The sequence below is a fragment of the Roseateles sp. GW821-FHT02E12 genome, from assembly GCF_059421665.1.
On the sequence record NZ_JBWKVK010000001.1, the window covers coordinates 1,938,659 to 1,958,846 of the forward strand.

At 68.8% G+C, this 20,188-nt stretch carries 21 protein-coding genes; 8 read left to right on the plus strand and 13 right to left on the minus strand.

The genetic code is table 11. From position 1 onward, the window contains the following. Positions 1–11: 11 nt before the first annotated feature. Positions 12–503 (minus strand): cupin domain-containing protein, encoded by a 492-nt coding sequence (locus AC07V5_RS09215; RefSeq protein ID WP_495115346.1) that lies wholly within the window; start codon positions 501–503, stop codon positions 12–14. A 109-nt stretch (positions 504–612) separates the two neighbouring features. Continuing rightward, positions 613–1,251 carry a GNAT family N-acetyltransferase gene (locus AC07V5_RS09220; protein ID WP_495115347.1) on the minus strand — a complete coding sequence of 213 codons (639 nt, stop codon included), beginning with the start codon at positions 1,249–1,251 and terminating at the stop codon, positions 613–615. Positions 1,252–1,358: 107 nt separating this feature from the next. Here AC07V5_RS09220 and pdxR point away from each other — a divergent pair, with 107 nt between their 5' ends. Continuing rightward, positions 1,359–2,807, plus strand: a complete 1,449-nt coding sequence (gene pdxR / locus AC07V5_RS09225; RefSeq protein WP_495115348.1) for a MocR-like pyridoxine biosynthesis transcription factor PdxR — start codon at positions 1,359–1,361, stop codon at positions 2,805–2,807. A gap of 73 nt (positions 2,808–2,880) precedes the next feature. Then, a complete protein-coding gene (locus AC07V5_RS09230; protein WP_495115349.1) occupies positions 2,881–3,675 on the plus strand; it encodes a hypothetical protein in 795 nt (264 codons plus the stop codon). Here AC07V5_RS09230 and AC07V5_RS09235 read toward each other — a convergent pair. Continuing rightward, positions 3,665–4,525 carry a winged helix-turn-helix domain-containing protein gene (locus AC07V5_RS09235; protein ID WP_495115350.1) on the minus strand — a complete coding sequence of 287 codons (861 nt, stop codon included), beginning with the start codon at positions 4,523–4,525 and terminating at the stop codon, positions 3,665–3,667. The two genes, AC07V5_RS09230 and AC07V5_RS09235, sit on opposite strands and share 11 nt — an antisense overlap. Before the next feature lie 127 nt (positions 4,526–4,652). Here AC07V5_RS09235 and AC07V5_RS09240 point away from each other — a divergent pair, with 127 nt between their 5' ends. After that, positions 4,653–5,300 (plus strand): YceI family protein, encoded by a 648-nt coding sequence (locus tag AC07V5_RS09240; RefSeq protein WP_495115351.1) that lies wholly within the window; start codon positions 4,653–4,655, stop codon positions 5,298–5,300. A 144-nt stretch (positions 5,301–5,444) separates the two neighbouring features. On the opposite strand, the gene AC07V5_RS09245 is transcribed toward AC07V5_RS09240, so the two are convergent. From AC07V5_RS09245 to AC07V5_RS09280, 8 genes are all read right to left on the minus strand, one after another. Further along, positions 5,445–6,242, minus strand: coding sequence for an ABC transporter ATP-binding protein (locus AC07V5_RS09245; RefSeq protein ID WP_495115352.1), 798 nt, complete (start codon positions 6,240–6,242; stop codon positions 5,445–5,447). 4 nt (positions 6,243–6,246) lie between these two features. Then, a complete protein-coding gene (gene ntrB, locus AC07V5_RS09250) occupies positions 6,247–7,158 on the minus strand; it encodes a nitrate ABC transporter permease (protein ID WP_495115353.1) in 912 nt (303 codons plus the stop codon). A 5-nt stretch (positions 7,159–7,163) separates the two neighbouring features. After that, positions 7,164–8,411, minus strand: a complete 1,248-nt coding sequence (locus AC07V5_RS09255) for a CmpA/NrtA family ABC transporter substrate-binding protein (protein WP_495115354.1) — start codon at positions 8,409–8,411, stop codon at positions 7,164–7,166. Positions 8,412–8,729: 318 nt separating this feature from the next. After that, a complete protein-coding gene (locus AC07V5_RS09260) occupies positions 8,730–9,350 on the minus strand; it encodes an ANTAR domain-containing response regulator (protein WP_495115355.1) in 621 nt (206 codons plus the stop codon). Positions 9,351–9,540: 190 nt separating this feature from the next. Further along, positions 9,541–10,515: an SRPBCC family protein gene (locus AC07V5_RS09265; RefSeq protein ID WP_495115356.1), complete on the minus strand. Its 975-nt coding sequence runs from the start codon at positions 10,513–10,515 to the stop codon at positions 9,541–9,543. A 163-nt stretch (positions 10,516–10,678) separates the two neighbouring features. After that, complete coding sequence (locus AC07V5_RS09270) at positions 10,679–11,962, minus strand: TRAP transporter large permease (RefSeq protein WP_495115357.1); 1,284 nt, start codon at positions 11,960–11,962, stop codon at positions 10,679–10,681. After that, positions 11,959–12,579, minus strand: coding sequence for a TRAP transporter small permease (locus AC07V5_RS09275; protein ID WP_495115358.1), 621 nt, complete (start codon positions 12,577–12,579; stop codon positions 11,959–11,961). Before AC07V5_RS09275 ends, AC07V5_RS09270 begins: the two co-directional genes overlap by 4 nt. A 79-nt stretch (positions 12,580–12,658) precedes the next feature. After that, positions 12,659–13,669 (minus strand): TRAP transporter substrate-binding protein, encoded by a 1,011-nt coding sequence (locus AC07V5_RS09280; protein WP_495115359.1) that lies wholly within the window; start codon positions 13,667–13,669, stop codon positions 12,659–12,661. 119 nt (positions 13,670–13,788) lie between these two features. Between AC07V5_RS09280 and AC07V5_RS09285 the strand changes: the two genes are divergently transcribed. From AC07V5_RS09285 to AC07V5_RS09300, 4 genes are all read left to right on the plus strand, one after another. Further along, the gene (locus AC07V5_RS09285; protein WP_495115360.1) at positions 13,789–15,702 is read left to right on the plus strand and encodes a sensor histidine kinase; all 1,914 of its coding nucleotides are present in this window, start codon (positions 13,789–13,791) and stop codon (positions 15,700–15,702) included. Continuing rightward, the gene (locus tag AC07V5_RS09290) at positions 15,695–16,300 is read left to right on the plus strand and encodes a response regulator transcription factor (RefSeq protein ID WP_495115361.1); all 606 of its coding nucleotides are present in this window, start codon (positions 15,695–15,697) and stop codon (positions 16,298–16,300) included. The genes AC07V5_RS09285 and AC07V5_RS09290 overlap by 8 nt, the downstream gene beginning before the upstream one ends. Positions 16,301–16,335: 35 nt before the next feature. Continuing rightward, on the plus strand, positions 16,336–16,935 hold the full coding sequence (locus AC07V5_RS09295) for a 3'-5' exonuclease (RefSeq protein WP_495115362.1): 600 nt from the start codon (positions 16,336–16,338) through the stop codon (positions 16,933–16,935). 138 nt (positions 16,936–17,073) lie between these two features. Further along, positions 17,074–17,280, plus strand: a complete 207-nt coding sequence (locus AC07V5_RS09300; protein WP_495115363.1) for a hypothetical protein — start codon at positions 17,074–17,076, stop codon at positions 17,278–17,280. Positions 17,281–17,379: 99 nt separating this feature from the next. Here AC07V5_RS09300 and AC07V5_RS09305 read toward each other — a convergent pair whose 3' ends face one another. Continuing rightward, positions 17,380–18,639 carry an MFS transporter gene (locus AC07V5_RS09305; RefSeq protein ID WP_495115364.1) on the minus strand — a complete coding sequence of 420 codons (1,260 nt, stop codon included), beginning with the start codon at positions 18,637–18,639 and terminating at the stop codon, positions 17,380–17,382. Then, on the minus strand, positions 18,639–19,379 hold the full coding sequence (locus tag AC07V5_RS09310; RefSeq protein ID WP_495115365.1) for a MerR family transcriptional regulator: 741 nt from the start codon (positions 19,377–19,379) through the stop codon (positions 18,639–18,641). The genes AC07V5_RS09305 and AC07V5_RS09310 overlap by 1 nt, the downstream gene beginning before the upstream one ends. A 245-nt stretch (positions 19,380–19,624) precedes the next feature. Between AC07V5_RS09310 and AC07V5_RS09315 the strand changes: the two genes are divergently transcribed. Next, a complete protein-coding gene (locus AC07V5_RS09315) occupies positions 19,625–19,975 on the plus strand; it encodes a hypothetical protein (protein WP_495115366.1) in 351 nt (116 codons plus the stop codon). Positions 19,976–20,188 lie beyond the last annotated feature (213 nt).

A 20,188-nucleotide genomic window follows, 5' to 3' on the forward strand; every position in this document is an offset into this window, starting at 1 on the left:
GAGTCGACGGCTCAGGCGGTCGGGGCCAACCGAGGAATCAGGCCACGAGCCGCGCAGAACGCGCGGTAGTCGGCGATGCGGTCGGCCGTCGTGATGTGCTGTCGCACTGTGCCGTCGGCGCTGACATAGTCCACGTCGCCACGCACGACGACGTGCAGCACCACCACCTCGTCGCCCACCGCCGCCCAGCTGTCGATGTTGCCCTCGGGCTCGTAGACGTAGTCACCCGTGGCGATGATGCGACCGTCGTCCAAGCGCCGCTGGCCTTGCAAGTTGAGACCGTGCACCTCGCCATGGTGGCGGTGCAGCGTGAGCTGGCTGCCAGGCGCCAGTCGCATCAGCTCTACCCAGCCGCCGCCGTCGGGCAAGAACTGCAGCGGCAGCGACCACTTGCCCTCACCCTCGGGAATCCAGGCGTCCAGCCCGGCGCGTTGCAGCGCGGCGGTGACATGGGGCTGGACATGGGCCTGTAGGCCGTCGAGCGTTGTCGTCATTGTGTTCATGCGATGTCTCCTTGAAGCAGGTCTCTAGAGTGCCTGCCTGGATGGCTCCATAAAAGAGCCAAGTCGGCCATAAAGCATGGAGCCAAGCCGGGAGCGCGGTTGCGTCGCTCTAGGTGGGCTCGCCAACGCTGGCGGCAGTCATTGGCGATTCGACGCGCCAGCCCAGGGATGTGTAGAGCGCGCGGCCGTCTTCGGTCGCTACAAGCAGGCCGGCCTCGGCGCCGCGGGCCTGTGCGGCCTGGCTGAGGCGGGCCATCGCGTGCCGGCCCAGGCCGAGGCGCCGGTGCGCTGGCGTCGTGACGACCTGGTCGAAGATCGCGTGCCGGCCCGCCAGGCCCACGCGGGCTTGCGCCGCCAGTTCGCCGGCGGTCGTCAGCACGCGGTAGTCGATGGCATGGCCATGCTGGACCAGTTCGCCGTGGTACCCGGCGGCCAGGGCGGGTACTGGTTCGTCCTGCAGCGGCGTGGCCATCAGGTACTCGGTGTCGTGCAATTGCCAGGCGGCGGGCAACTGCAGCTCGGCCGGGTCGACCAAGGCCTTGATCCAGGTGCCCGGCTGCGTGATGCCGGCCGCCCAGGCATGGATGCGCTCGACCGGCCAGGCCGGCAGCAGGTCGCGCACGCGATGGCCGGGCAGACCGACCTCGATGCGCCATGCGCCGTCGCCCAACGGCTTGGGCTCGGGGGTGCCGCGAGATGAGGCCCAGCCGCGGCCCCAGTCAACCAATAGTTCGTTGAGTTGGGTCATACGATGAGTCTGCACGACGCGATGCAGCGTCTTGTCAGCAGGCGTTGATGGCCGGATAGAGTGCGCTGCCGAATGGCTCCCTGAATGGACCAAGTCAGCCGCCAAATATGGATCCAAGCCTGGAACTCGATCTGCAGCTCGCCGAACGCGGCTCGCGTCTGGCCAGCCTGCATGCGGCCTTGCGCGACGCGATTGCCAGCGGCCGCCTCGCGCCGGGGCTGCGCCTGCCTTCGTCGCGCGAGCTGGCGGCCAGCGTGGGCGTGTCGCGCAACACGGCGGTGGCGGCCTATGAGCTGCTGGCGTCCGAGGGCTGGCTGGAGTCGCGTGGCGCAGGCGGCAGCTTCGTGGCCGAGCTGCCACGGGCCGCGGTCGCCGTGTCGGACCGCGCCAGCGTCGCGCCCTGGGCCGACAGCCGCTGGCTGCGTGGCGAAGGCGGCGGCTGGCCGGCGCCGCTCACCAGCGGCCCGGCACCAGCCTATCAATTCAAGACCGGCTTGCCGGACACGGCGAGCTTCCCCTTCGACGTGCTGCGCCGCCTGCAGACGCGCGCGCTGCAGGCTGCCACGCACGAGCCGGCACGCTACCCCGAGGCCCAGGGCCTGAAGGCGCTGCGAGAGGCAATTGCCGGCCATGTGTCGTCATCCCGCGCGGTGGCCTGCACGGCGGATGACGTCGTCATCACCGCCGGGGCGCAGCAGGCCTTCGACCTGATCGCGCGCGTGCTGGTCACGCCGGGCCAGACGCTGGCCGCCGTCGAGAACCCCGGCTACCCGCCGCTGCGCGCGGCGCTGCTGGGCGCGGGAGCGAAGCTCGCGCCGGTGCCGCTGGACGCCGAGGGGCTGGTCGTCAGCGCCTTGGCCGAAGACGCGCGCATCGTCTGCGTGACGCCCTCGCATCAGTCGCCGCTGGGCATGGCGATGTCGCTGGCACGCCGGCGTGACCTGCTGAACTGGGCTGCCGTGCGGCAGGCCGTCGTCATCGAGGACGACTACGACGGCGAGTTCCGCTTCACGTCGCGGCCGCTGGATGCACTGAAGACGCTGGACCGCGACGGCCGCGTGTTCTACGTCGGCACCTTGTCCAAGAGCATGCTGCCGGCGCTGCGCCTGGGCTATGTCGTCGCCCCCGCCTGGGCGCGTGAGGCGCTGGTGGCGGCCAAGCATGCGGCAGGCTTCGGCGCACCGGCGCTGATGCAGGCGGCCGTGGCGGACTTCATCACGGAGGGCCATCTGTTGCGGCATGTGCGCCGCATGCGGGGCGAATACGCCGAGCGGCGGCGTGTGCTGGAACAGATGCTGAAACGGCATCTGGGTGATCGGATGGCCATCTTCCCGGCCATCGCGGGGCTGCATCTAGCAATCGAGCTGCCTGGCGTGGATGCGGACGAATTGACGCGCCGCGCCTGGACGGCGGGCGTGGGTGTCGAGCCGCTGAGCCGCTATTGGCTGGGGGAAGGCGGCGGCGTGCAGGGGCTGGTGCTGGGCTACGGCAGCATCACGGCGGCGCGCATCCCTGAGGCGGTGAGGCGCCTGGCCAAGGCGCTTGGCACCCTTTGAATCGCTGAGCTTGGCTCTGTGATGGCGAGGCAGGCTTTCCTAAGCTGGCCGCCTCGAATCACGAAAGACCGCCATGCCCCACTTCATGTGCCGCACCTGCGGCAGCGAGCACGAAGCCAGCCCGCAGCCGCCGCTGCTCTGCCCCATCTGCAGCGACGAGCGCCAGTACGTCGGCTGGCAAGGCCAGGCCTGGACGACGCATGAGGAACTGGCCACCACCCATCGCAACCGGCTGGAGATAGACCACGCGCTGTTCGGCATCGGCATCGCGCCGGCCTTTGCGATCCCGCAGCGCGCGCTGCACCTCCCCGAGGCCGGCTTGCTGTGGGAGAGCACGGCGCTGGTGACGGACGAGGCCATTGCCGAGTTGAAGCGGCGCGGCGGCGTGGAGCGCATCGCCATCTCGCACCCGCATTTCTATTCGGCCATGGTGCGCTGGAGCGAGGCGCTGGGCGGCGTGCCCATCTTCATCCACGAGAACGACCGGCAATGGGTCAGCCGCAGCTCGCGCTGGCTGGAGTTCTGGCGCGGCGACACGCTGGACCTGGGCCGCGGCGCGACGCTGCTGCGCTGCCCCGGCCACTTCCCTGGCAGCACGGTGCTGCATTGGCAGGGCGGCGAGCGTTCGCTGCTGCTGGCCGGCGACGCGCTGCACGTGGCCCAGGACCGCCGGCATGTGAGCTTCATGTACAGCGTGCCCAACCATGTGCCGGCGCGGCCGGCGCTGGTGCGCGAGACGCAGGCGCGGTTGCGGGGCGTGCCGTTCGACGATGTCTACGGTTTCACCTGGGGCCTGAACATCATCGGCGGTGGGCGCGCCGCGGTGGATGCGTCCTTCGAGTGCTACTTCGAAATGGTCAGCCCTTGAGCGTCCGGCCCAGGGCCTGGCCGATGGCGGCGGCCACGTCTGCCTGGACGGCGAGGCGGTCGGCACCGGGGCGGTCGAAGGAGTCGGACCAGACGACATAGCCGTCGGCCGCGCTGACGAGGCGGGCGCTGACACGCAGCGTGTCGCCCGAACGGCGCACGCTGCCTTCCAGCACGTGATGCACGCCGAGATCACGGGCCAGCTGCGCCATCGGCACCTCCTTGCCCTTGTAGAACATCACGCGCGACAGCGCCGGCACCTGCCAACCGGGGCGGCGGCTCAGCGTGTCGATGATCTGCTCGGTCATGCCGTCGGCGAAGGGCTCCTGGTCCATCGCGTCGGTGAGGTCTGAGAAGGGCAGCACAGCCACGGCATGCGCACCCGGCGTCGGCTCGCGGCGCAGCCACAGCGCGAGGCCGGCGGCGGCCGCAGCAAGGCCCAGGCCCGTACCGATCAGCCGGCGGCGCGATCCATTTGCGGGCGCCGGTGCCGCAGGTTCGAGCACCGCGTTTTCCGGCTGCGGCACGGCGACGAGGCGATAGCCCTGGCGCGGCACGGTGGCGATGTAGCGCGGCTCCTTGGAGTCGTCGCCGAGTGCGCGGCGCAGGCCGGCGATGGCCTGGTAGACCGAGTCGGGGCTGACGACAACGCCGGCCCAGACCTCGTCCAGCAACTCGTCGATGCTGATGACGATGCCGGGCCGGGCGGCGAGGTGCAGCAGCAGCTGGAAGGCGCGCGCGTCCAGGCGCAGCGGCTCGCCGCCAGCGCGGGGCGTGAGCAGGCCGCGCGCCGGGTCGATGCGCCAGTCGAGCAGCAAGAAGGGGGAGGCCGTGAGGCTGCGGGAGTCCATATCGGGGTGCCGGCGGCATTCTCGGCACGAAATCAGGGCGATTCAGAAGAATTCAGAGCGGATTCAGGCCGGCCGGGGCGCGGCTGGCTACAACGGGCCACCCTTTCAACCCGTGCAAGGAAGCCCGATGTCCGTTCCCCGTTACCCCCTGCTGGCCGCCGTGCTGGCGCTGGCTGCCAGCGCCGCGAGTGCCGCGCCGGCCAGCTACAGCATCGTCAGCAAGCTGTCGCGTGTGAGTTTCAGCCTGGAGCACCAGGGCTTCATCAGCCTGTTCGGCACGGTGCGCCTGGTGCCGGGCAGTTTCGTCTTCGACCCCGAGGACTGGTCGCGCTCGACCGTTGCGGTGTCCATGCCCATCGCATCCATCGACCTCGGTGACGCGCAGTGGAACAACCAGGTGCGCGGCGACTCGTCCTGGGCCAAGCTGTTCATGGGCGCGGGCAGCATCGGCTTTCGCAGCACCCGGCTGGAGCGCCTGGAACGGGAGCAGGGCATGCAGGGCCGGCTGCACGGCGAGCTGACGCTGGCCGGCGTGACGCGGCCGATCGTGCTGCAGCTGCGCTTCAACAAGCTGGGCCGCAACCAGGTCAGCGAGAAGATGTCGGTGGGCTTCTCGGCCAGCACCGTGATCAAGCGCTCGGACTTCGGCCTGGACGCCTACCTGGACCTGGTGGGCGACGAGATGGCCATACAGATCCAGATCGAGGGCGCCCAGGGCGAGGATGGTGATGCGCGCAACAGCACCGATGCGCTCGGCGTGGCGAAGAAGCCTTGAGGAGGAATGGCGTCCCGCCTGTGGGCCGAGCGCCGGGCCGCTCCCAAGCCGGCCCGCGGGCGATGTGCTTGCGGCTTGATGCCGCAAGCATCGCCGTCCCCTCGGGGGATCGCCCAAGGTACTCCTTGGGCGAGGGGCTTCACTTCACGCCGCCTGCTCGACGTGGGCGTGGCGCGTGTAGAGAAAGTCGATGACCTCCTTGCGCGCCGCCACGTAGCGTGCATCCTCAGCCAGCTCGACGCGTACGCGCGGGCGGGGGATGCCGACGTCCAGGATCTCGCCGATGGTCGCGGCGGGGCCGTTGGTCATCATGACGATGCGGTCGCTCAGCAGCACGGCCTCGTCCACGTCATGCGTGACCATGATGACCGTGCTTTGCGTGCGCGCCACGATCTTCAGCAGTTCGTCCTGCAGCTTGGCGCGGGTGAGCGCGTCGAGTGCGCCGAAGGGCTCATCCATCAGCAGCACCTTGGGCTCCATGGCCAGGGCCCGGGCGATGCCCACGCGCTGCTTCATGCCGCCCGAGATTTCGTGCGGGCGCTTGTGCAGCGCATGGCTCATGCCCACCAGCTCCAGCGCGGCGCGGGCGCGCACCTTGAGCTGGGCGGGGCTTTCCTTGCCGCCGAAGACGGATTCGACCGCCAGCAGCACGTTGTCCAGGCAGGAGAGCCAGGGCAGCAGCGAGTGGTTCTGGAAGACGACGGCGCGCTCGGGGCCGGGCGCGGCGATCTCGCGGCCGTCGCAGATCAGCGCGCCGGAGGTCGGCGCCAGCAGGCCGGCGATGAGGTTGAGCAGCGTGGACTTGCCGCAGCCCGAGTGGCCGATCAGCGTGATGAACTCGCCGCGCTGCACGTCGAGGCTGACGTTCTGCAGCGCGTGGAAGCGCCCCTTGCGGGTGCTGAAGACCATCTCGGCGTCTTGAACCTGAATGAACGGCTTCATGGCATCAGTCCTCGAAGGTGAAGTGCTTGGCAAGGGAGATCAGCGCCCATTCGAGCAGCAGCCCGACGGTGCCAATGACGAAGATGGCGATGATGATGTGGGCGACGTTGAGGTTGTTCCACTCGTCCCAGACCCAGAAGCCGATGCCCACGCCGCCGGTCAGCATCTCGGCCGCGACGATGACGAGCCAGGCCGTGCCCACCGACAGGCGCACGCCGGTCAGCACATAGGGCAGCACCGCGGGCAGCAGGATGCGCGTGATGACCTTCCACTCGCTGAGCTTGAGCACGCGGGCGACGTTGAGATAGTCCACCGGCACGCGCTGCACGCCGACCGCCGTGTTGACCACCATCGGCCAGATCGAGCAGATGAAGATGGTCCAGATCGCGGCAGGGTTGGCGCTCTTGAACACCAGCAGCCCGATGGGCAGCCAGGCCAGCGGCGACACGGGTTTCAGCAGCGCGATCAGCGGCGACACCATGCGGTTGGCGAACTCGAAGCGGCCGATGATGAAGCCGAGCGGGATGCCCACCAGCGCCGCCAGGCCGAAGCCCATGCCCACGCGCGACAGCGAGTTCAGGATGTTCCAGCCGATGCCCTGGTCGTTCGGGCCCTTGCGATAGAACGGGTCGGAGAACAGCTGCACGGCGGCATCGAAGGTGGCGGCCGGGGTGGGGAAGCTGCCGCCCTTCATCGTGGCGATGCCCCACAGGCCGATGAGCACGGCCATGCCGAGCACGGGTGGCAGCACGCGCATCACCAGGGCGCGCCAGTCGATGCTGTCGCGCTTGGGCTTGGCCTTGGGGGCTTCGGCGGGCGCGCTGTCCTGGGTCGAGGCCGGGCGGCTGACCGTGACCGGCGCGGTGGTGGCGGCGACGGTGGAGTCGCCGGGGGAGTGGAAGACGGCAGAAACCATGATGCTCAACCCTTTACCTTGAAACTGTCGGCGTACTTGGCGGGGTCTTTTCCATCCCACAACACCCCGTCGAGCAGCTTGGAGCTGCGCATCGGGTCCTTGGGCACGCTGATCTTGAGCGCGCTGGCGGCCTCGGCGTAGAGCTTGGTCTGGTTGATGGCCTTGGCGGTGCCGAGGTAGTCGGGGTGGTCCTTGAGCAGGCCCCAGCGCTTGTGCTGGGTCAGGAACCACATGCCGTCGGACAGGTAGGGGAAGTTGACCGCGCCGTCATCGAAGAACTTCATGTGGCGCGGGTCGTCCCAGGTCTTGCCCAGGCCGTTCTGGTAACGGCCGAGGATGCGCTGGTTGATGGCGTCGACGCTGGTGTTGACGTAGGCCTTGTCGGCAATCGTCTCGGCCATCTTGTTCTTGTTGAGCAGGCCGGCATCGATCCAGCGGCTGGCCTCCAGCACGGCCATGATGACGGCGCGTGCGGTGTTGGGGTACTTCTTGACGAAGTCGCCGGTGGTGCCCAGCACCTTCTCGGGATGCTCGGGCCAGATGTCCTGCGTGGTGGTGGCGGTGATGCCGATGCCGTCGATGATGGCGCGGTGGCCCCAGGGCTCGCCGACGCAGTAGCCGTCCATGTTGCCCACGCGCATGTTGGCCACCATCTGCGGCGGCGGCACGGTGATGACCTTGGCGTCCTTCAACGGATGCACGCCGTGGGCGGCCATCCAGTAGTACAGCCACATCGCGTGGGTGCCGGTCGGGAAGGTCTGCGCGAAGGTGTATTCGCGCTTGTCCTTGGCCATGACCTTGGCGAGCGAGGCGCCGTCCACCGCGCCGGCGTCGGCCAGCTTCTTGGACAGCGTGATGGCCTGGCCGTTGCGGTTCAGCGTCATCAGCACGGCCATGTCTTTCTTGGGGCCGGCCACGCCGAGGTGCACGCCGTAGATCAGGCCGTAGAGCACATGGGCCATGTCGAGCTCGCCGTTGACGAGCTTGTCGCGCACGCCGGCCCAGGACGCTTCCTTGGTGGGAATGATCTTGATGCCGTACTTCTTGTCGAAGCCCAGCACGGAGGCCATGACGACGCTGGCGCAGTCGGTCAGCGGGATGAAGCCGATGCGGACCTCTTCCTTTTCAGGCTTGTCCGAGCCCTGGGCCCAGGCGCCACCGGGCAAACCGAGGGTGGGCAAGGCGGCAGCTGCGGCAAGCAGGCTGCGGCGCTGCAGGTGGGGCGTGGCGTTCGAGTTGTCGCTGGCGGTCATCACGGGCTCCTGAGATGCAAAGCGAAACGACGTCGCGACCGTGCTGCTCCGCCGCCGCGACCGAGCGGGCAGGGAATAGGGGAGGTCGGACGCCGTTGTCCTGAAGTGCCGGCCGATTCAACAGCCGGCCGGCCCAAGAGGCCTGCGCCATTGCAGGCCTCAGTCCCTTTTCAGCAGATTGCGTGCCAGCTTTGGCGAGGGGCCCTCAGGCCCGGTTTGCACGTGCTTGGCGCACGGCTGGCGCGGCGGCGGGCGGTTTGCGCCGAGCCGGTGCGTGGATTCAAAGTGCTTGTTGGTGCGTCGCGCCCCAGGACGGGACTAGCGCGTGCGCAGCAGCTGGTCTGCATCAATCAGGCGCATGGCGACCGAGGCCAGGGTCTGGCCGCCGTCCATCGCGAGCTGGCGCAGGCGCTGGAAGGCGGCCTCTTCGTCCAGCCCCTGCTCGCGCATCAGGATGCCGCGCGCGCGCTCGACGAGCTTGCGCTCGGCCAGCTGGGTCTGCGTCTGGCGCAGGTCACGCTGCAGCGTCTGGTCGTGCTCGAAGCGGGCCAGGGCCAGCTGCAGCAGGGCGCCCAGGCGCTGCGGTGGCAGGCCGGCGAGCTGCAGTGTGCTGATGCCGGCATTCAGCGCAGCGCGCATCTGCTCGGCCGTCATCTGCTCCGCGAAAAGCAGCACCGGCCGGGGCTGGTGCTGCAGGGAGGTGCCGAGCTGGGCCAGCAGCGCGGGCGTGGGCTGCTCGCAGTCGATCAGCAGCAGCTCGGGCGCCAGGCGCTCCAGTGCGGCGGGCAAGGCATCGGGCTGGGCGACGAGGTCGATGACGTCGACGAGCTGGCAGCGCAGCCGGATCAGCTCCAGGCGGATGACGGGGCTGCGGCGCTGGCCGGCGTCGGCCAGCAGCACGCGCAGGCCGGGAAGGGAAAGCGGCTGGGACGTGTTCATGCCCCAGGCCAGTGCAAATAGCGTGCCGTGGGAAGCGTCGAACGGGCAGCCCACGGCGCGCGCATCCCGGCCGAGGGCGCATCGCTGCGTTGCAAATGCTCGCCATAGTCAAGCTATGGCTGTGCTTTGCGCCTCGCGCTGCATCCCTCGGCCGGGCGCGCGCTCTCGCGTTCGGCCCGCCCGGCGCTTCCTAGTGCTTCAAGGGCAGGCAAAGCTCGACGATGCCGCGCTGGCCGGCGGCCGGCTCGGTCAGGTATCGGGCATGCGGCGGCAGCTGAGGATGGGGTTGGCGCTGCTCGACGCGCAGGCGCTGCATGGCCTGGTACCAGGCCAGCTCCAGCGCCTCCGGCGGGCCGTCGAAGCGCAGCACGTAGGCCTGGTGTGCAGATTGCGTGTGCAACGTCAGTCCGTCCGGCACGGCAGCGTCGTGGGGCAGCTCGACACCGACACGGCAGTCGACGATGCGCAGCTTGAGCTGGGTCTTCAGATAGTGGATGACGGCGACGCTCTGCGCTACTTGGCCGCTGGCGAGCCGTTGGCGCACTTCTTTGATCCGCGGCGGCAGCTCGGCGGCCAGCTTGTCCAGCGGGCCGCGGTGGTGCGTCTGGGCGTAGACGCGGGCGGGCTGCTCCTGCACGCCCACGTACTCCAGCGCGTAGGCCGGCGGCGCGGCCTCCAGGGTGGCGGCAAGGCGGTCCAGGCCGAAGCGCAGGTCCAGCGCCGTCGCGCCTTGCACGGTGGCGGCAAAGGCGCGCAGGGTGAAGGCGACGCGGCCCTTGAAGCGCCAGGTCACGCGCGTGCCGCCGGGTGCCGGCTCGAAGCGCCAGTCCGAGCGGCCCCGGTAGGCGAAGGGCAGCGCGAATTCCAGCTGCTGGCGCAGCGCGCGCGACGGGGTCTGCGCCGTCTGGCGCACGCTGCCACGGCCGACCTGGGGCACATCCCAGGCCAGCGCGACACCGTCGACCTCGGCGCGCGCCTCGCGCGCGTGTTCCAGCCAGGGGTTCCAGGCCTGCCAGCGCCCGAGGTCGGCCACGCCAGCGTAGACGGCCTCGGGCGGCGCGGCGATGAAGCGCGTCTCTTCCGAGCGCACCCGCCCGCTGTAGCGGCCCATGTAGACGAGCAGCAGCATCGCCATCAGGGCCAGCGCGAAGAGAAGGGGGCTCATTTCGTAGCCTTGTCCGTGTTCGGGCCGAGCGCCGGGCCGCTCCCTAGCCGGCCCGCGTTGGCGATGTGCTCGCGGCTCGATGCCGCGAGCATCGCCGTCCCCCCGGGGGACCGACCGGGCGCGCTCGCGTTCAGCGAGGCGAGATCGGGCGAGGGGCTCAGGCTCACAACATGCCCATCATTCGCGGCACCACCAGCGTCAGCCATGGCCAGTAGGTCACGATGACAAGGAAGACGATCATCGTCAGCAGCCAGGGCATGACGGCCTTGGTCAGCTCCGTGATGCCCAGCTTGGAGATGCCCGAGGCCACGTAGAGGTTCAGGCCCACCGGCGGGTGGCACAGGCCCACTTCCATGTTCACGTCGATCAGGATGCCGAAGTGCACCGGGTTCACGCCCAGCTGCATGGCGGCCGGGAAGAAGATGGGCGCCATGATCAGGATGATCGAAGACGGGTCCATGAAGTTGCCGGCACCCAGCAGCACGAGGTTGACGACGAACAGGAAGCCGTTCTGCCCCAGGTCCATCGACAGCAGCCAGTCGGCCAGCTGGTGCGGCAGGTTCTCGTTGGTCAGCACGAAGGAGAACAGCACCGCGTTCGTGATGATGTACAGCAGCATCGCGGACATGTTGGCCGAGTCCTTCAGCACCTTGGGCACGTCGCGCAGCTTGAGGTCCTTGTAGACAAAGATGGCCACGAAGAACGAGTACACCGCCGCCATCGCCGCCGCTTCGGTCGCCGTGAAAGCGCCCGACCAGATGCCGCCGACGATGATGACGACGAGCAGCAGGCCCCAGAAGCTCTTGCGGAAAGCCGTGAAGCGCTCGCCCCAGCCGGACCGCACCATGCGCGGGTAGTTGTTCTTGCGGGCGATGTACCAGGTGACGGCGGCCAGCATCAGCGCCAGCACGATGCCGGGCAGCAGGCCGGCAACGAACAGCGCGCCGATGGAGGTGTTTGTCGAGATCGCGTAGATGACCTTCGGGATCGACGGCAGCATCAGGATGCCGAGCGAGCCGGCGGTGATGATGACGCCGGCGCCGAAGCGCATCGGGTAGCCGTGGGCCACCATGGCGGGCAGCACGATGGAGCCGATGGCCACGACGGTGGCGACCGACGAGCCGCACACCAGCGCGAACATCGAGCAGGCCAGGATGGACGCCAGCGCCAGGCCACCGTGGAAGTGGCCGACCAGGCTGGTGGCGAAATTGATCATCCGCCGCGCAACGCCCCCGTGGGTCAGGAAGTTGCCGGCCAGGATGAAGAAGGGGACGGCCATGATCTCCCACTTCTCGATGCCGGTGAACAGCTTGAGCGCCACCGACTCGATGGGCACCTGCGTCATCGTGACGATGAAGGCCATCACGGTGAGGCCCAGCGAGATGCTGATCGGCATGCCGGTCAGCATCAGCGCAAGCAGCAGGCTGAAGATGATGAGGGCGTTCATTGCTTGGCCTCCTTCACGTCGAGGGGCGTCTGTTCGTCCACGCCTTCGACGTGGGCGTGGTCATGGGTGGGCAGTTCGCCGGTCTTCCAGAATCCCCAGCAGACCTGCAGGAAGCGGTAGCACATCAGTGCCGAGCCCAGCGGGATGGCGGAGTAGACGATCCAGGTCGGCCACTCCAGGTCCGGCGTCGTCGGGCCTTCGTACACGTCGTCGCGTGGCTGGCCGATGAGGTCCAGGAAGGCGTGGTGGGCGCCGTTGTCCCACACGAAGGTGCCGCCCATCACGGCGATGGCGCCGGTGAACAAGGCGCCGGCCAGCAGGCCGAAGATGACGAAGCGGCCGCGGTTGGTGGGCGTCATGCGGTTGATGACGACGTCCACGCCGACGTGGATGCCGGTGCGTACGCCGTAAGCCGCGCCGAACTTGCACATCCACACGAACAGGATGATGCAGAGCTCCTGGGCCCAGCTCATGTGGATCTTGAGGGCGAAGTCCTGGATATAGGGCAGGCCGGCCAGATAGCGGTGCACGACGGCGACAAAGATCACCAGCGTTGCCGCAGCCATCAGGAAGGAGATGAGCCACTCCTCCAGATGGTTGAGCGCTTTATTCAACATGGGTTTGCTCCGGTCACGGAAACGGCTGCGCCTGCCGAGGGCCGGTGCGGCCCTGGCATGGCGAAGCGCGGGGAGGGGATTACTTGGGTGCGACGAAGGCCGCGGCCTTGTAGGCGGCCTCGATGGTGGCCTTGCCGACGCGCGACTCCATCTCCTTGTGGACCGGCATCAGCGCCTTCTTCCACTCGTTCATCTCGGCCGGCGTGGGCATGTAGATGTTCACGCGGCCGCTGGCCTTGATGCCTTCCAGTGCGCGGCCGTTCTCGGTGCTGGCGATGGCGTTGGCGTAGGTGGTCGATTCCTTGATCGCCGCTTCCAGCTGGCTGCGGATGTCGGCGGGCAGGCCTTCCCAGAACTTGCGGTTGACGATGACCGCGTAGGCCAGGTGGCCGTGGTTGGACAGCGTCATGTGCTTCTGCACTTCGAAGATCTTCTGCGTGTAGAAGTTGCTCGGCACACCCTCGGTGCCGTCCACGACGCCGGTCTGCAGCGCCTGGTACAGCTCGCTGAAGGCCATCACCTGCGGGATGGCGCCGAGTGCGCGCATCTGCGCGTCCAGCACCTTGCTGGACTGGATGCGCATCTTCATGCCCTTGAAGTCCGCCACGTTGTGCAGCGGCTTGTTGGCGCTCATGATGTGGAAGCCGTTGTCCCAGTAGGCCAGGCCCTTGATGCCCTTGGGCTCCAGCTTCTTGAACAGGTCAGCGCCCAGCTGGCCTTCGGTGACGGCGCGGAAGGCGTCGGTGTCCTTGAACAGATAGGGCAGGTCGAAGACCTCGAACTCTTTCACGCCCAGCGGGCCGAACTTGGCCAGCGAAGGCGCCAGCATCTGGACGGAGCCCAGCTGCAGCGCCTCCATCTCTTCCTTGTCCTTGTAGAGCTGGCTGTTGGGGTACAGCTCGATCTTGACCTTGCCGCCCGTCTTGGCCTCGGCGATTTCCTTGAAGCGCTGGGCGCCCTTGCCCTTGGGCGTGTCGGGGGCCACGACGTGGCTGAACTTGATGACGATCGGGGCTTGGGCGATGGCGGTGCCGAAAGGCAGGGCCAGCGCAGCCAAAACTGAAGAAAGTACGAGACGGCGCAGGGTCATGGTGGGTCTCCTATCTTGGAATAGTGGGTATGGGCGGCATTCTTCCGATCGCCGTGCGGTGCAGATAGTTGTGGAGTTCCACATTTCGTATCACCTCGCCTGTTCTTAGACTGCGTGCCATGAACCTGCGCGAGTTGCTGACCCGAAGCCTGTGGCTGGCCCCGCTGGCCTTGTCGCTGATCTTCGTGCTCGGCGTGCTGGCGTGGGTGCGCGCCAACGAGGCCGAGGAGCAGGAGCAGCAGCGCCAGACGATGATCTCCGACGCCCTCAGCACCGAGGCCCAGCTGCGCGACCGCATTGCCGACGAGCAGGGCCATCTGCGCCAGCTTGCCCAGGCCCTCGTCGGCGAGGCGCCGGGCGAGGCGGCACTGGCCGGCCAGGCCGAAGTCAACGCGGGCCTGCGGCGGCTGTGGCAGTCGGTCACCTGGCTGGACGCACGCAACCGCGTGATGGCCGAGGTGTCGGGCCGCGGTGACGTCGGGCGGCTGGAGGACGGCCTGTCCCTGCATCTCACCGCCCCCGTCGGCACCGAAGGCACGCTCGTCGTGCGCTACCCGCCGGCCCTGCTGCTCAAGCGCGGCGTGCCCTGGTGGCTGGCGCGCAAATACGATGTGCAGCTCGTCGACAGCGCCGACCAGGTCATCGCCTCCAGCACCGAGTCGCCGCTGCGCGCAGCCCAGGCGCCGCGGCCGAGCTACCGCGTGGCACTGACCGGCCCGCTGCGCGCCAGCCCGCTGACGCAGGCGACGCTGACCGACGCCGCGCTCGAGCTGACCGTGCGCGACCCTGCCGTGGACGGCGTGCGCCCGCTGGCCTGGGTGCTGGTGGCCGGCTTCCTGCCGTTGATCGCCGTGGCGAGCTGGCTGCTGCGCCGGCAGATGCGCCAGGTGCAGCGCGCCGAGGTGGCCGGCCGCACCGAGGCCGCCTGGCGCCGCGCGATGGAGGACTCGGCGCTGGTGGCGCTGCGCGCGCGCGACTTTGACGGCCGCCTGCTGTTCGTGAACCGCACCTTCTGCGACATGGTGGGCCTGAGCGCCGAACAGCTCATCGGCCTGCTGCCGCCCATGCCCTACTGGCCGCCTGACGCACTGGACGAACTGACCGAGCGCAATCGCCGCAACCTCGCCGGCCACGCGCCGCGCGAGGGCTTCGAGGCGCGCTGGCAGCACAGCAGCGGCCGCATGGTGGACGTGATGGTCTTCGAGTCGCCCTTGGTGGATGCCGGCGGCCGCCAGATCGGCTGGATGGGCAGCATCATCGACATCACTGAGCGCAAGCGTCTCGAAGACCGCGAGCGCCGCCAGGGCGAAACCCTGGCCCACAACGCCCGCCTGACCATGCTCGGCGAGGTGGCCTCCACGCTGGCCCACGAGCTGAACCAGCCGCTCACGGCCATCGCCAGCTACGGTGCCGGCGTCACCAATTCACTGGCCAAGCTGGGCGTGCAGGATGAACTCGTGCTCGGCGCGTTGCAGCGCCTGGGCCAGCAGGCGGCGCATGCCGGCCGCATCGTCGCGCGCATCCGCGAGTTCCTGACCCGGCGCGAGCCCCGCCATGAACCCTGCGACCTGCACGAAGTCATCGCCGATGCCGTCGAGCTGCTCAAGCGCGACTGCCAGCGCCGTGGCGTTGCGCTGGACGTGACGCTTGCCCCCGGCGTGCCGGCGGTGCTGGCCGACGCAGTCCTCATCGAGCAGGTGGTCATCAACCTGGTGCGCAATGCCGCAGACGCGCTGCAGGCCCGCGAGGCGGGGCGCCGCATCGCCGTCAGCAGCCGCGTGGCGGGCGACTTCGTGCGCGTGGACGTGCAGGACAACGGCCCCGGCCTGCAAGGCCGCCGCGTCGAGCAGCTCTGTGCGCCGTTCTACTCCACCAAGGCCGACGGCATGGGCATGGGCCTGGCCATCTGCCGCTCCATCGTCGAAGCCCACCAGGGCGTGCTCGACGCCAGCGAGGCGGCGAACGGCGGCGCGCTGTTCTCCTTCAGCCTGCCCTTGAGCCGCGAAACAAGCCCGGAGAGCGTCCATGGATAAAGGCACCGTCCATCTGGTCGACGACGACGCCGGTGTGCGCGACGCGCTCGCTTTCCTGCTGCGCTCGCGCGGCCTCACCGTGCGCACCTTCGACGGCGGCCCGGCGCTGCTGGAGATGCTCGACCGCGAGGGCCAGCCCAAGGGCGTCTTCCTGCTCGACGTTCGCATGGAGCCCATGAGCGGCACACGCCTGCACGACGAACTGCTCACGCGCCGGCTGAAGAACCCCGTGCTCTTCCTGACCGGCCACGGCGACATCCCCATGGTCGTCGAGGCGCTGAAGAAGGGCGCCTTCGACTTCCTGGAGAAGCCCTACAGCGACAACGCACTGGCCGACCGCATCGAACAGGCCCTGGCCGTGGATGCCGCCATGCAGGCCGAAGGCGCCCAGGCGGCAGAACGCAGCGCGCGACTGGCCAGCTTGACCGAGCGCGAGCACGAGGTCATGACCCGGGTAGCGGCGGGCAAGCTCAACAAGGTCATCGCCGACGAACTCAACGTGTCGGTGCGGACGGTGGAGGTGCACCGCGCCCGGGTGTTCGCCAAGCTGGGTGTGAGGTCTGCCGCCGAGGTGGCAACGCTGGTGGCAGGGCGGTAGCCGGGCTGCGGGATTCACCGCTGCATACTGCGTCCATGCAAAGACCCCCGCCGCTCGTGCGGCCCACGAGTGAGCAGATCGCGGCATTGCCGCCCTACCCGGCGCTGCCGGCCCACTGCATCCACCTGCTCAAGACCGCAGCCCAGCTCGAGTTCGCCGAGCACGCGCTGCGTGAGTCGGGCCACGTGGGATTCGATACCGAGAGCAAGCCCGTCTTCGTCGCCGGTGCACCTCAGACCGGTCCCGAGGTGATCCAGTTCGCCACCGCGACGCATGCCTTCATCGTGCAGACCGCCACGCCGGGCGTGCATGCCTTCTTGCAGGCCATGATCGAATCGGACGAAGTGGTGAAGGTGGGTTTCGGCCTGGCCTCGGACCGGCCGCAGATCCATCGCAAGCTGGGCCTGCGCCTGGGGCAGTCGATTGACCTGTCCCACCTGGTGCGGCGGCTGGGCTTCAAGGACGCCGTAGGCCTCAAGGTTTCGGTGGCCGTCGTGCTTGGCCAGCGGTTCACCAAGTCCAAGAAGGCGACCACCTCCAACTGGGCCAACCCCACGCTCACGCCGCAGCAGCTGCAGTACGCCGCCAACGATGCGCACGCTTCGCTGTTGGTCTACAAGGCCTTGAGCCTGTAGCGCGGCAGGCTGCGGCGCGCAGATTGGCGCTCGGTTCACAAGCTGTATCAATCTGGCCGGTCAACCGTGACGGCACTGCGGCGTTCAAAGAAGACCGATGGGAATTGACCATTCGGCTTCTAGCCGGAAACCCCGACCATGACCACACTGACACTCACCTTCAATGGCCCTCCGAACCAGGCCCGCAAGGCACTCGGGGCGCTCTTGCAGCGCTATCGCTCGGCGTATTTCGTCGAGCGCAGCAGCAACGAATACGCCGTGACGGCCGACGACGTCACCGCGGCGGAGCTGGCAATTCAGCCGCTGTGGTCAACCCGCCAGGCGCAGGCACAGGCGCGGCGATGACTTCGCGCGCCTTGCTGGAGTTACAGCAAGGCGGGTTGGCGGCGCTGCTCGACGCCAAATAGCAGCCGCCATCCGGCGCCAGGCACGATCCATCGGGTCTCAGGCCGCCTCAGCCTCCAGATACGCAATCCGCCGAATCGGCGTGAACACTGCCCCCATGGCCACCACCGCCAGCAGGCACATGGCCGCCGCCGTGAACAGCTGTGTCACGTCCAGCACCCGGAGTGCCGCACCCGCGGCTGCCGAGGCCAGCGGGGCCAGGCCCATGACGATGAACATGAAGAGCGCCATCGACCGCCCCAGCATGGCTGGCGGGATGCGGCGCTGCAGCCAGCTGTAGACGGCCACCTGCACGAAGCCGCCCAAGGCGCCCAGCGGCAACAGCAGCAGCGCCCCCTGCCAGGCCGCGTGCACATGGCCGAAGGCGAGGAAGACGCCGCCGGCGATGCTGTCGATCAGCAGCACCGTGCCGCCCAGGGTGCTCAAGCGCCAGTGCGGCTTCAGCCCCGACACCGCCATGCCCGCCAGCGCACCCAGGCCGTGCACGGCCAGCATCATGCCCAGCGCCGCGGCGCCGCCGGGCAGGCGCTCGGCGGCCAGCACGGGCAGCGCGACCTGGAGGGGCCCGCCGACGAAGAAGGCGATGGCCGCGAAGTACAGGAACAGCGCGCGCAGCTCGCGGTCCTGCCAGCAGCTCTTCAGCGACTCGGCGATGGCCGCGAAGACGGGCTGCGGCGCCTTGGCCTCGGCCGGCGCCGCCTGCACGCGCGACAGCGTCCAGGCCGACACGGCGAAGCTGAGCGCGTCGAAGCCGAAGGCCAGCGCCAGGCCGTGGCCGCTCAGCGCCGGCTCGCTGCCCGCGCTGACCAGCAGGCCGGCCAGCACCGGCCCGAGCAGCAGCACGAGCTGGCGTGCGCCCATCAGCACGCCGTTGGCCGGCTGGATCAGCGTGGCCGGCACGGTCTGCGGCAGGATGGCGCTGCCGGCGGGATAGCTGAAGGCCGTCGCCAGGCCGATGGCCAGCGTCAGCGCATACACGCCGGGCAGCGTGATGGCCCCCGTGGCCGTCAGCACGGCCAGCAGGCCCAGCAGCGCAAAGTTGATCCACTTGGTCAACAGCAGCACGGCCTTGGGCGAGTGGCGGTCCACCAGCGCGCCGCCGATGAGGATGAAGACGGCGCGCGGCAGGCTGCCCAGGGCCAGCACGGTGCCCAGCACCAGCGGATCACGGCTCAAGCTCATGACGAGCCAGGGCAGGGCCAGCAGCGTGAACTGGTCGCCCAGCATGGACAGCAGGCCGCCGCCGATCAACCAGCGGAAGTTGGCATTGCGAAACAGTTCGCGGCGTGGGTCGCTCATCATTTCTCCTCGGCGGGCAGCGTCTCTTTCGAGCGGCGCAGGTAGGCGATCAGCTCGGGCGTCACGCCGGACTGGCGGGCCAGCTCGGGCTCGGCGGCGTACATCCGCTGCATCGTGTCCTTCATGCCGGGCGCCACTTCGAGGAACTGCTTCTGCAGCACCAGCCAGCGGCGCACCAGGGCCTGCACCTCGGGTGCGGCGGGGTCGCGGCCGGCGTCCATCGCGGCGCGGGCCTCCTGGATCAGCTGCGGCCATTCCAGCTCGACGGCGTCGCGCTCGGTCTCGGGCATGGCTTCCCAGCGCTGGCGCAGCGCGCGCATCTGCTCGGGGCTGAACCAGCGCTCGTGCACGCGGCGGATCTGCATCGCGTCAAGCAGCACCTGCAGCGCATCGCCGCCGTCGCCGTGCAGTTCGAGCCGCTTGGCCGCGTTGCGCAGCGTCTGCAGCAACGTCTCCTGGGCCAGCAGCTGGGCCTCGATCTGTTCGATCTGGCTCTGCAGCACCTCGGCCAGCGGGCGCGGCGCCTCGCCGTCCAGCAGCGGCGCGATGGCCTTCAGCGACAGGCCCGCGTCGCGCAGGGCCAGCACGCGGTGCAGGCGCAGCACGTCGGCCTCGCCGTAGCGGCGGTAGCCGGCCTCGCTGCGGCCCGAGGGGCGCAGCAGACCGAGTTCTTCGTAGTGATGCAGGGTTCGCACCGTCAAGCCGGCGCGTTTGGCCAGCTCTCCCACCGTGTAGTCCATGTCCGGGGCTCTTGTTTCTTGACGACGGGCCGGATGATGAAGCCTGACGTTGCGTGAGGGTCAAGCCCCGCGCCATCGCGATGCACGGTGTCGCGAAGCGGGGCGCGCGAGCCCAAGCCTGGGGCGAACCCTTATAGAAACGGGGTCAAACCGTGTATTTGTTTGCGCTCCCAACCTGGCATGGGGTTTGCGAAAGAGACAGTGCCGAGGCGACTGGCCTCGGGGAACCTAAGGAGTACCTCACCATGAAGACCTGGACTAATCTGCGACCCCTCACCCTGTCGGCCGCTCTGCTCGCAACCATGACGCTCACCGCGCCCGCGAGTGCCCAGGAACCCACCGTGCCCGCCGCTGCGGATCGCGCCATGCTGCGCGGCGCCCAAGGCGAATACCTGCTGGACGACGGCCGCACGCTGAAGGTCCATGTCGGCGTGCGCCGCCTGGGCGTCAGCGTCGACGAGAGCCCGTTGGAAACCTGGCGCGCCGAGAACGCCGAGCTGCTCGTCAGCCCCGACGGCCTGCGTCGCCTGCGCCTGTTCCGCAATGGCGACGGCTCGGTGGAGCGCATCGCGCTGGAGACCGACCGGATGCGTTGAGCAGCCAAGTTAGGCAAAGCCGGTGCGCGCTCGCGGAGTGCACCGGCCGATCAACGCTTGATTTTCTTGACGAGCACTGCGCCAAACCGTGCGCTCGGACTTTTCCCTCAGAGGAGAGTCTTCGAATGCTCAAGAAAAACCACGCCGCAGGCAGCATCGCTGCGCTGCTGCTCGCTCCCCTCGCACTGCCCGTTGGCGCGCAGCCCGGCCTGT